Here is a 10712-nt window from a genome sequence, read left to right as displayed (position 1 = left end):
CTCAACGGTCACGTGGAGCGGATGCAGCGGACCTTCAGGGACGAGTTCTACACCCGGCCCTTACCCTCGCAGATCCCCGAGCTCCAAAAGAAGCTTGACGCTTACCTCGACCACTACAACCGTGAGCGACCCCACCGGGCCCTAAACGGCCTCGCGCCCCTGGAGTTCCTGGCTATGATGCAAGAGGAGTCGGCCCCCCAGTCTCACATGTGTTGACCGATTACACTGGCTTGACGGGCCTGGGTCTCGGCCCTAGAATGCTTTGTGCTGCTGCGGCAGCATGGTGAGCGTAGCTCAGCCGGTTAGAGCACTGGTCTGTGGAACCAGGGGTCGTGGGTTCAAGTCCCATCGCTCACCCCAAAACCTTGCGCGGATGGTGGAATTGGTAGACACGCAAGACTTAGGATCTTGTGCCGCAAGGTGTGGGGGTTCAAGTCCCCCTCCGCGCACCAATCACTCAAACACTGGTTTTGCACGGGGGGTAATGGGGGAAGGTTCGAAGGCTGTTTAGCCCCTACGACGCCTTTTTAGCCCAGGTATGGAGGGAGATACAAAACCCTCACCCCGGGGATCGCTGGGGTGAGGGTTGGGCCGCTGGGCCTAACCACCCAGGATTTCCTGTTCCTTTTTGTGCAGGGCCTCATCCACTTTGTGGATGAATTCGTCGGTAATCTTCTGTATTTCGGCCTCGGCCCGCTTTAGGTCGTCCTCGGATAGGTGCAGCTCTTTTTGTAGCTTCTTGGCTTTGTCCAAGGCCTCGCGGCGGATGTTGCGCACAGCAACACGGGCCTCCTCGGCATAGTGCCGAACCGACTTTACCAGGTCTTTGCGGCGCTCTTCGGTTAGAGGGGGGATATTAATGTAGAGCGCGTCGCCCTTGTTGGTGGGGTTAAGGCCTAGGTCGGAGTCGCGGATAGCTTTCTCGATCTCCTTGAGCATGTTGGGATCCCACGACTGCACCACCAGCGTGCGTGGGTCGGGCGAGGAAATGGTGCCCACCTGGTTCAGGGGCATGCTGGAACCGTAGTACTCCACCTTGATGTTGCTCAGGATGGCCGGGTTGGCCCGACCGGTACGCAGGGTGGTCAGGTGGTGCTCGAGGGCCTCGAGGGATTTTTGCATGTGGCTTTTGGTTTCGCTGTAAAGCTCTTTGAGCATGTGGGCCTCCTAGGTCTCAGATAGCTTATAACCTTCCTGGTAAACTAGGGTGCGCTAGCTGTGTACCAGGGTTCCGACCCGCTCTCCTTTGATGATTTTCTCCAGGTTGCCCTCAGTAAACATATCAAAGACCACGATGGGCATGTTTTGTTCCTGGCACAAAGCCATGGCGGTGGCATCCATAACCTGTAGCCCCTCCACCAAGGCCTGATGGTAGGTTAGCTCGTCGTATTTTTGGGCTGCGGGGTTTTTGCGGGGATCGTCGTTGTAGATACCATCTACCTTGTTTTTGGCCATCAACACGGCGTCTACGTTCATTTCCAGCCCGCGCAGGGCGGCGGCGGTGTCGGTGGTTACGAAGGGGTTCCCGGTACCGCCACCAAAAATGACCACCCGCCCTTTTTCTAGGTGACGCATGGCCCGTCGGCGGATGTAAGGCTCGGCCACCTGGGGGATGGTAAGGGCAGTTTGCACCCGGGTGGGCACTCCGATGAACTCCAGTGCGTCCTGTAGGGCTAGGGCATTCATGATGGTGGCCAGCATGCCGATATAATCGGCACTGGCTCGATCCATGCCTACCCCTTGCCGGGCGCCCCGCCAGAAATTACCTCCACCCACCACGATGGCCACCTGCACCCCCAGCCGGTGGGCTTTGGCTACCTCCTGAGCCAGGGCCTTGGTGGCCTCGGGCTGGATGCCAAAGCCGTTGCCAGAAAGAAACTCGCCCGATAGTTTTAGCAGTACCCGTTTGTACTTCATAGCCCTTTCCGAAAGAAAACCGAGGGCCAGGCACCTTTGCCCCGACCCTCGGTTTCTGGCATTTCTAGGCTCCTACTTCGAAGCGGGCGAAGCGTTTGACCCGGATGTTCTCGCCGATCTTGGCCACTGCGGCCTGGATCAGCTCCCCTACCTTGACCTTTTCGTCCTTGACGAAGGGTTGCTCCAGCAACACCATTTCCTCGAAGAACTTCTTCAGCCGGCCTTCGGCTGCCTTCTCGGCGATGTGCTGGGGTTTACCCTCGTTGAGAAGCTGCTGGATATAGATGGCTTTTTCCTTTTCCAGGTCCTCGGGGGAAACCTCCTCGACGCTTACGTAGCGGGGGTTGGCCATGGCGATGTGCATGGCGATGTCTTTGGCCAGCCGCTGGAACTCTTCGTTGCGGGCTACAAAGTCGGTTTCAGAGTTGAGTTCTACCATTACCCCCACCCGCTGGTTGTGGTGGATGTAAACCCCGATGATACCTTCCCTGGCCTCACGGTCAGCTTTCTTGGCCGCCTTCAAGGCACCCCGCTCGCGCAGCAGGGTGGTGGCTTTTTCCGCATCCCAGCCCGCATCTTCTAGGGCTTTTTTGACGTCGCTTACACCTGCGCCGGTTTGCTCACGTAGTTTTTTAATCAGTTCAAGTTGGTTCATAGGAAATCCTTGGGTTGCCGTTGCTTAAGCTTCCACCGCAGGGGCTTCGCTCGAGGCCTCCTCACGCCCACCGCCGCGAGCCTCCACGATCAGGTCGGTCATGCGGCTCACAATGAGCTGGATTGAGCGGATAGCATCGTCGTTGCCGGGGATAATGTAGTCGCACAGGTCGGGGTCGGAGTCGGTATCGGCCAGGGCAATGACCGGAATCCCCAGCTTACGAGCCTCCTTGACCGCGATGGCCTCCTTAGTGGGGTCTACCACGAATAGGGCATCGGGCAGGCGGCGTAGCTTGCGGAATCCGCCGAGGTTCTTTTGCAGCCGCTCGAGTTCGTGTTTGAGCCGAACCTGCTCAGATTTGACCCGCTCCTTGATCTCCTCTGAGGCGAAGAGGGCCTCGAGTTCAGCCAAGCGGTTGACCTGGGCGGTAATGGTGCGGAAGTTGGTCAGCATGCCCCCTAGCCAACGCTGGTTGACGTAGGGCATCCCGGCCCGGTCGGCCTCGAGCTGGATGATCTCCTGGGCTTGCTTTTTGGTGCCCACGTAGAGGATAGTGGCCCCGCGCATGGCCAGGTCTTGCACATACTTGAAGGTGCGCTCGAGCTCAACCATGCTCTTTTGCAGGTCGATGATAAAAATACCGTTGCGCTCGGCGTAGATGTAGCGCTTCATCTTAGGGTTCCAGCGCTTGGTTTCGTGGCCAAAGTGCACGCCGGCTTCGAGCAGTTCTTTGATGCTGATGTTTATTGCCATTTTTTCTCCTAACGGGACGGTTGGAGTGGGCGTTCATCTGTGCCGAGGGGCTTTTTCTCCGAGCACCGTTCCCTAACCCCGGAGGGCCTTTCGGCACACCCAACGAAGTATAGCGGATGCCCACCCTTTACGGAAGTCCCGGGCATTGCTATACTCTCAATGCTTTTGCGGGGGCGTAGCTCAGCGGGAGAGCAGGTCCTTTGCAAGGACAAGGTCAGGGGTTCAAATCCCCTCGCCTCCACCAGGAAACCGGGCTTATCTGGCCCGGTCTTATGCTTTACCGGTATGCTAAAGAAATGAACACCCCGGTTTGGGACGATGGCCAATGGTCTGGTCTGCCCCAGCTGGAAGGAGCCCTCGAGGCCGAGGTCTGTGTGGTGGGGTTAGGTGGCTCGGGTTTGGCAGCCATCCATCAATTGTTGCGTTTGGGCCGAACCGTGGTGGGGATTGACGCTGCTGCCGTGGCTGGAGGAGCGGCAGGGCGAAATGGCGGTTTTCTGTTGGCCGGGCTGGCCAGGTTTTACCACCAAAGCGTGGCCGAACAAGGGCGCGAATTTGCCCGGAGGGTCTACCAGGCTACTTTAGAAGAAATTGCCCGTATGAAGGCTGAAGCTCCCCAGGAGGTGCGGGCTGTAGGCTCTTTGCGCATAGCCGCTTCGGGGGAGGAGCTAGCGGACTGTGAGGCGCAGTGGCGGGCCCTGCGGGCCGATGGTTTTGCGGTTGAGCCTTACCAGGGGCCTGAGGGTGAGGGGCTACTCTTGCCCGATGATGCAGCCTTCAATCCCCTGAAGCGCTGCCGACGATTGGCCCTCCAGGCTTTGCAGGCAGGCGCCCGGCTTTTCGAACACACCCCCGCCCTACGCATCCGCCCAGGGGAGGTGGAGACCCCTAGGGGCCGGGTGCGTTGCCAGCGGGTACTGGTGGCGGTGGATGGTGGCCTCGAGCGGGTTCTACCCGAGCTGGAAGGGCGGGTTCGTACAGCCCGTTTGCAGATGCTGGCTACCGCGCCGACGGAGGCCCGCTTTCCCCGACCGGTCTACCGCCGCTGGGGCTACGACTACTGGCAGCAACTGCCCGATGGGCGGATTGCCCTGGGAGGGATGCGCGACGCGGGTGGAGAAGCCGAATGGATCTGGCAGGCTGAGCCCAGCCAAGACATCCAATGTCGTTTGGAGCAGCTCCTGCGCCAGCTTGGCATTCGGGCTCCTATCACCCACCGTTGGGCGGCCTCGGTGGGCTACACGCCCGATGGCCTGCCCATTGCCGAGGAGGTGCGGCCTGGGGTCTGGGCGATTGGGGCCTATAGCGGCACTGGCAACGTCATAGGGGCCCTGCTGGGTCAGGAGGTGGCCTGGGTGCTAGCAGGGGCTAGGCCGCCTCGCCCCCTATTCTTGTCTTGAGATTTTGCCCTGTCCCTTGGCTTTGTACATCTCGCGGTCGGCGTGGCGGTAGAGGGTGTCGGGGTCGCTGCCATCGCGGGGGTAGATGGCCAGGCCGATGGAAGCGGTGACCTCGAGGGCGCGGTTGCCAATGCGCACGCTGGTGTTGACCTCCTGGCCAATTTTCTGAGCCAGGCGCTCGGCCATCTCCACCGAGGGCAGGTCAGCCAGAATGATGCCGAACTCGTCGCCGCCCAGCCGGGCTACCGAGTCGCTGGCCCGCACCGAGAGGGTAAGCTGTCGGGCAATGCCGCGCAGCAGTTCGTCGCCGGTAGCGTGGCTGAAGGTATCGTTGACCTGTTTGAAGTTGTCCAGGTCGATGTAGACTACCCCTACCAGACGATCTTTTTCCTGGGCCCGGGTCATGGCCTGGGCCAGGCGCTCTTGGTAAAGCATGCGGTTGGGTAGGCGGGTTAGGGCATCGTGGGTGGCCTGGTACTCTAGCTCCTCAATCAGGGCCTGGCGGTCTATGGCAATGGAGGCCAGGTCGGCGGTAGCCTGGATGGCCCGGCTGTCGGGGCCTAGGGGGGTAGGGCCTAGCACGCTCAAGGCGCCCAAGATACCCTCTTTACAGCGAATGGGTAGGGTCAGGCCATGCCGGAAACCAGCCACCAGCAGGGCCCGGCGTATCTCGGGGGGGAGGTTTTCCTTGAGGTCGAGATTTTCTGCTTCGGATACCTCGCCTTCAAGGACATTTTGTCCAAAGGGCCCGATGGGGCCAGTTTGCAGAAATCGCTGAATCACCTCGGGCAGGCCGTGGCTGGCCACGCAGTTTTGCTGCTCGCCCTTGGCAATTTGAATGGCACAGGCCGCTTCGGGAAGCTGGGCGTTGAGCATCTCCACGGTGGCTGCAAGGATATCCTCGAGCTCAGTGCCGCGGGCAATCATCTCCAGGGCCAGGTTACGGTCGCGCTCGAGGCGAACCGCCCGCTTGTGTTCGGTTACGTCCATAATTAGGCCGCGCAGCCGCACGTTGCCGTTGGCTTCCTGCATAGCGCTAACCCTATCCTGGAACCAGTGCAAGCGGCCATTTTTGTCGAAAGCGCGGTATTCGATTTCGGTGGTCTCGAGGGTTACCGAAAGATTGCGCAGGCGCTGGGAGACCATCTCGAAGTCTATAGGATAAAGCACCCGGGGCCATACGCTTTCCTCGCGCGGGCCTAGAAAGCGTTCTACCGGATAACCCAGTACCCGCTCGACCTGGCGGCTGACAAAGGTGAAGACCAGGGTGTCTTTTTGAAACTCAGCCTCCCAGACGATACCTCCCAGCGAGTTGACCAGTTCCTGGTAGAGCGCACGTGATTTGCGCAGTTCCCACTCGGCCAGCTTGCGCTCGGCCAACTCGTTGCGCAGCTGTTCAAATAAATGAGCGTTTTCCAGCAGGGGTGCGGCGGCCTTCGAGGCCGCCATAACGATTTCGATCTCATCCTGGCTGAATGCTCTTGGCTCGTAGCTGTCTAGGCCAAGGGTGCCCAGTACCCGCTCGCCGGCCAGGATAGGAACCAGCAGCATCGAGACCACGCCAAAGCGCTGGGCCACCTCCCGTCCGGGACCCATCCGGGGGTCGTTTTGAGCGTCCCATACCGAGACTGGCCTGCGCTCACGCATGACCTGGAGACTAATCTCGTTGCCCTCGAGGGAGATGCGGTCGTTGCTGTTGCGAACCTCCCCAGAGCCAAACTCCGAGACGATGGTCAGATAACGCCCATCCTCCGATAGCCGGGCGAACCCGGCATGTTGCACCCCTACCACTGTGGTTAGCTCGCTACAGATCACGTTCAGCACAGTTAGCGGATCCAAAGGTGCCCCCGAGGTGGCCACGATCTGCTTGAGCATGGTGGCCTCCTTGAGCCGCCGATCCAGCTCCTTTTTGGAAAGGGAGGGGGCGGGAGAGCGCTTCTGGGTGGGCTTTCTTGGCATCTTTGCTATGGTTTCCTTGGGCCTGGCTTTTGGAGTATTGGCTACATCATACCCGAAAAGCGGGCTGGTTTCTTGCCCGCTTTGTTTCGTTGGGTTGGCTTTCCCTGGTTGGCTCTGGTATACTCTAGCCTTGCGTCACCCAAAAGGGGCGCTGCTTTGCCTTGAAGTCTAGCGAAAGGAGGTGAGTATGCCGCAGTACGAAGTGGGTATTATCCTCAACCCCAACCTCGATGGGGCCCAAGCCACACAGGAAAAAGAGAGCATCAAGGCTGTTTTGGAGCGCTATGGGGCCCAGATTAAAAACATCGACGACTGGGGAAACCGCCGCCTAGCCTATCCCATCCAGAAAGACCCCGAGGGTAACGTGGTCTTTTTCACGGTAGAGATGGCGGGCAACAACAATGCCGCGCTAGCACGTGAGATACGCCTGCGCGACCATGTGCGTCGGGTAACCATCCTGCGCGACCGTCCCGAGTGGCGAAACAGCCTGAGGAAGAAAAAAGCGAGCTGAACGCCCTGAGTTCTGAGGCTAGAGCCCAGAACAACTAAGCCGAAACAGAAAATTCGTGTAAGACCAAAGACCGTAACGGAAAAGGATGAAGATATGGCTCGAGGCCTCAACCGCGTAACCCTCGTAGGCACCCTAACCCAAGACCCTGAACTGCGCTACACGGCAGGTGGGCTAGCCGTGATGGAACTCAACCTGGCGGGCAACGACCTGGTAACCGATGAGCAGGGGCAGACCCGCGAACCAGCCTGGTACCACCGGGTCAAGCTCTTGGGCAAGAGTGCGGAGTTCTGGGGCGATACCCTCAAAGCGGGTATGGCGCTTTTCATAGACGGCAAGCTCGAGTACCGCGCCTGGGAGCAGGAGGGCCAGAAGCGCAGCGCCCTGGAGATTCGCGCTGACCGTATGGAGGTGGTCAGTTTGGAAGGTAAGCGGGGCCAGGTGACCGTTACCGATGCCCGAGGGCAGGAACGCCTCCGGGAGGGTCTTAACCAGGTCATGCTGGTGGGCAACCTAACCCGCGACCCCGAACTCCGCTATACCCCCCAGGGCACTGCAGTGACCCGCCTTGCCATCGCGGTGAATGAAAAAATCATGACCCGCCAGGGGGGCGAGCAGGAAAAGGTGCACTACATCGAGGCACAGGCCTGGCGTGAGCTGGCCGAGTTCGCGGCAGAACTCAAAAAAGGGGACGCAGCGTTCTTAATGGGACGCTTGGTGAACGACTCCTGGACGGCTCAAGACGGCACTAGGCGCTACACCACCCGTGTAGAGCTTTCCCGTCTGGAGCGGCTTGCCCGTGGAACTGGACAGAATTCAGGTGGAACCAGTTCCCAAAGTGCTGCTTTGGCAGACAAAGGCCGTGCGGGCAAGGTAGACATTGATGAAGGCTTGGAAGACGATTTCCCACCTGAGGAGGATTTACCGTTTTGAGCACCAAGAAGATCTCCAACCGCAGTGCTAAGAGCGAGCGCCCGGAGCGGGGCATGCGCCGGGGCCGCAAACCTAAAGTTGCTGCCAGTGTGGGGCCTTTTGACCTCAACGATGTGAAGGCAGTGGATATCCTCAAGCGCTTCCTGTCCGAGACCGGCAAGATTCTACCGCGTCGCCGGACCGGGCTTACCGCCCAAGAGCAGCGCAAGCTGGCCCGTACCATCAAACGCGCCCGCAACATGGGCTTGCTGCCCTTCGTCGAGAAGCTGGTTCGCAAGTAGGGGGAGTGGAAGATGAAGGTAATTCTGCTTGAACCTATGGAAAACCTGGGCGATGTGGGCGCGGTCGTCAATGTAAAGCCCGGTTACGCACGCAACTACTTGTTGCCGCGAGGATTAGCCGCTTTAGCCACCGAGAGCAACCTCAAGACCCTCGAGGCCAAGATTCGCGCCCAGGCTAAAAAGGCCGCTGAGCGTAAGGCTGAGGCTGAGCGCCTAAAAGAATTGCTGGAGGCGATCACCCTGGTTCTTAAGGTGCGGGCCGGAGACCAAAAAATCTACGGCTCGGTCACCAGTCGCGAGATCGCCGCGGCCCTCGAGGCCGAGCACCAGATCACCATCGATCCCAAGCGCCTGGCCTTGGAAAAGCCCATCAAGGACCTGGGTGAGTACACCTTGGTCTACAAGCCCCACCCCGAAGTACCCATGATCCTCAAAGTGCAGGTGGTGGCCGACCGGGAGTAGGCACCTCCTTGATCCATGCCGCCTTCACAGGCGGCATTTTTTTGCTCCCTAGCCGAGATGCGCACCCCCTTCATTTCCCGCTCTGCTTGCTGGCAGGAGGGTGAGGCTGGGGTGTAGTAGACTGGGAGCATATCGCCTTGTACAGGAGGTTTACTATGAATGGCCCGCCATCCATCGTCGATACGCTCACGAGTATGCTCAATCAGAGTATCCAGGTACTGAGCAAACCCAGCGTGGCGACCTTCGAGCAGTTCGAGAACAAAGGAACCTTGCGCGAGGCGCTGACTTATGTGGTGGTGGCTGCTGCTCTGACCGGTCTTTTGAGCCTGGGTGGGGGCCTGGGTGGTTTTTTGAGCGGTATTGCCATTACGGTGGTGGGTTTCTTGGTGTTCACCTACCTGGTTTTTTATGTGGGGAAGAGCCAGGGGGGTACGGGGTCGTTCGACCAGGTGGCCTACTCCTTTGCCCTGTTTTGGGCTCCTATCAACGTGCTGTTTGCAGCACTAAGCCTGTTGCTGCTCATCACCCTGATCGGCATCTTTTTGATTCCCTTACTCGTACTCGTGGCTTTGGTGGTGAACGTCTACTTTGCTTACCTGGCCGTGCAGTCGAGCATGAACCTGCGTGAGGGCAGCAAGATATGGATTACCCTAGCGACAGCCTTTGTGGGAACCCTGGGGGTGAGTTTGTTTCTCTCGAGCCTGCTCCGCTAAAACGCCTTCTGTGAAAACAAGGCTACCTGGGATAGCCAGTGTTTTGGCCAGAGTAGGGTGTCTATAACTGATTTTGAAAGCAAAAGCGCGCTAAAACTAAAAGCCAGGTGAATGCTAGCTGGTCACCGGGGGGTTTTGCTGTCTTGTGCACCTACATTTATGCTAATGCAGTGCAGAGAGCCAGCATGAAAGCAGCCTTCATCGGTTTAGGAGCCATGGGGTATCCCTTGGCCGGGCATCTGGCCCGAAGATACGAGACCCTGGTCTGGAACCGTACTTTTGCCAAGGCCCAGGCCCATGCCGAGGAATTTGGCTCGAGAGCCGTGGAGCTACCTGAGGTGGCCCAGGCCGAGGTCTTGTTCACCTGCCTGCCCACTTCTAAGGAGGTGGACGGCCTGGCCCGTACCCTGTTGCCCTACCTGCGCCCTGGAACCCTCTGGGTAGACCACACCTCCGGTGAGCCAGCCTTGGCTCGAGCCACCGCGGCCATGCTCCAGGAGAAGGGGGTTGCTTACCTGGATGCCTGCTTGTCGGGAGGGGTGGCCGGGGCCCAGCAGGGCCGGGCCACGGTGATGGTTGGCGGAACAGAGGCTGACTTTGCCCGGGCCAGACCGCTAATGGAGACCTACGCAGCCAAGATTGTGCACGTGGGGCCGTTGGGCTCCGGGCATGCGGTCAAGGCGGTCAACAACGCCTTGTTGGCCGTCAATCTGTGGGCTCTGAGCGAGGGAATGCTGGCTTTGGTGCAGCAAGGCGTGGATGCGCGGCTGGCCCTCGAGGCCATCAATGCCTCCTCGGGTCGCTCAAACGTGAGCGAAAACCTGTTTGGCCAGCGGGTGCTCTCGCGCGAGTTTCCCAATACCTTCGCCCTGGGCTTGCTGGCCAAAGACCTCAACATCTGTGCCGGGGTGCTCGAGGCCGCCGGAACCCCAGCCCCCATGTTGCGCTTGGTACGGGAGTTCTTCCAGGTGGCTAAGCGCCAGATTGGCGATGCCGAGGTGGATCATACCGCAGTGGCCCGGCTGTTGGAGCGCTGGGCGGGCCTCGAGATCAAATGAGCCTGAACCCGGACAAACACATGTGAGACTCTAAGCTGGGATAAAAAGAGGGGAACCAACCAAGAAAGGAGGT

General features: G+C 59.4%; 12 protein-coding genes, 3 tRNA genes and 1 pseudogene. 11 read left to right on the top strand and 5 right to left on the bottom strand.

Annotated elements, in window-relative coordinates; translation table 11 throughout:
- From G552_RS15420 to G552_RS0112280, 3 genes and pseudogenes are all read left to right on the top strand, one after another.
- Positions 1 to 287: pseudogene (locus tag G552_RS15420) on the top strand (integrase core domain-containing protein); the annotation flags it as partial.
- A tRNA-His gene (locus tag G552_RS0112285) sits at positions 284 to 360 on the top strand. The pseudogene G552_RS15420 and the gene G552_RS0112285, both read left to right, overlap by 4 nt.
- A gap of 7 nt (positions 361 to 367) precedes the next feature.
- A tRNA-Leu gene (locus G552_RS0112280) sits at positions 368 to 452 on the top strand.
- A gap of 148 nt (positions 453 to 600) precedes the next feature.
- On the opposite strand, the gene frr is transcribed toward G552_RS0112280, so the two are convergent.
- The 4 genes from frr to rpsB all read right to left on the bottom strand — a co-directional run bounded on the left by frr (position 601) and on the right by rpsB (position 3325).
- Entirely contained in the window at positions 601 to 1158 is a 558-nt protein-coding gene (gene frr / locus G552_RS0112275) for a ribosome recycling factor (protein ID WP_027883305.1), read from the bottom strand.
- A 54-nt stretch (positions 1159 to 1212) separates the two neighbouring features.
- Complete coding sequence (gene pyrH / locus G552_RS0112270) at positions 1213 to 1917, bottom strand: UMP kinase (RefSeq protein WP_027883304.1); 705 nt, start codon at positions 1915 to 1917, stop codon at positions 1213 to 1215.
- Between the two features lie 64 nt (positions 1918 to 1981).
- A complete protein-coding gene (gene tsf, locus G552_RS0112265) occupies positions 1982 to 2572 on the bottom strand; it encodes a translation elongation factor Ts (RefSeq protein ID WP_027883303.1) in 591 nt (196 codons plus the stop codon).
- 24 nt (positions 2573 to 2596) lie between these two features.
- Complete coding sequence (gene rpsB / locus G552_RS0112260; RefSeq protein ID WP_027883302.1) at positions 2597 to 3325, bottom strand: 30S ribosomal protein S2; 729 nt, start codon at positions 3323 to 3325, stop codon at positions 2597 to 2599.
- Between the two features lie 169 nt (positions 3326 to 3494).
- Here rpsB and G552_RS0112255 point away from each other — a divergent pair.
- Positions 3495 to 3569, top strand: a tRNA-Ala gene (locus tag G552_RS0112255).
- A gap of 52 nt (positions 3570 to 3621) precedes the next feature.
- The gene (locus G552_RS0112250) at positions 3622 to 4725 is read left to right on the top strand and encodes an NAD(P)/FAD-dependent oxidoreductase (protein WP_027883301.1); all 1104 of its coding nucleotides are present in this window, start codon (positions 3622 to 3624) and stop codon (positions 4723 to 4725) included.
- On the opposite strand, the gene G552_RS0112245 is transcribed toward G552_RS0112250, so the two are convergent.
- Entirely contained in the window at positions 4711 to 6684 is a 1974-nt protein-coding gene (locus G552_RS0112245) for a diguanylate cyclase domain-containing protein (protein WP_027883300.1), read from the bottom strand. The genes G552_RS0112250 and G552_RS0112245 overlap by 15 nt on opposite strands.
- A gap of 187 nt (positions 6685 to 6871) precedes the next feature.
- Here G552_RS0112245 and rpsF point away from each other — a divergent pair, with 187 nt between their 5' ends.
- From rpsF to G552_RS0112215, 6 genes are all read left to right on the top strand, one after another.
- Entirely contained in the window at positions 6872 to 7195 is a 324-nt protein-coding gene (gene rpsF / locus G552_RS0112240; protein WP_027883299.1) for a 30S ribosomal protein S6, read from the top strand.
- A 93-nt stretch (positions 7196 to 7288) separates the two neighbouring features.
- Complete coding sequence (locus G552_RS16970) at positions 7289 to 8125, top strand: single-stranded DNA-binding protein (RefSeq protein ID WP_027883298.1); 837 nt, start codon at positions 7289 to 7291, stop codon at positions 8123 to 8125.
- 53 nt (positions 8126 to 8178) lie between these two features.
- Positions 8179 to 8406 carry a 30S ribosomal protein S18 gene (rpsR, locus tag G552_RS0112230; protein ID WP_211224824.1) on the top strand — a complete coding sequence of 76 codons (228 nt, stop codon included), beginning with the start codon at positions 8179 to 8181 and terminating at the stop codon, positions 8404 to 8406.
- Positions 8407 to 8418: 12 nt separating this feature from the next.
- Complete coding sequence (gene rplI / locus G552_RS0112225) at positions 8419 to 8868, top strand: 50S ribosomal protein L9 (RefSeq protein WP_027883296.1); 450 nt, start codon at positions 8419 to 8421, stop codon at positions 8866 to 8868.
- Between the two features lie 194 nt (positions 8869 to 9062).
- Complete coding sequence (locus tag G552_RS0112220; RefSeq protein WP_245575198.1) at positions 9063 to 9581, top strand: YIP1 family protein; 519 nt, start codon at positions 9063 to 9065, stop codon at positions 9579 to 9581.
- A 185-nt stretch (positions 9582 to 9766) separates the two neighbouring features.
- Positions 9767 to 10639 carry an NAD(P)-dependent oxidoreductase gene (locus G552_RS0112215; RefSeq protein ID WP_027883294.1) on the top strand — a complete coding sequence of 291 codons (873 nt, stop codon included), beginning with the start codon at positions 9767 to 9769 and terminating at the stop codon, positions 10637 to 10639.
- Positions 10640 to 10712: the final 73 nt, after the last annotated feature.

It is taken from the genome of Meiothermus rufus DSM 22234, from assembly GCF_000423425.1.
Lineage (GTDB): Bacteria > Deinococcota > Deinococci > Deinococcales > Thermaceae > Meiothermus > Meiothermus rufus.
The sequence above is the reverse complement of the archived record's forward strand: the minus strand, read 5'-3'. Positions and strand labels throughout refer to the sequence as shown.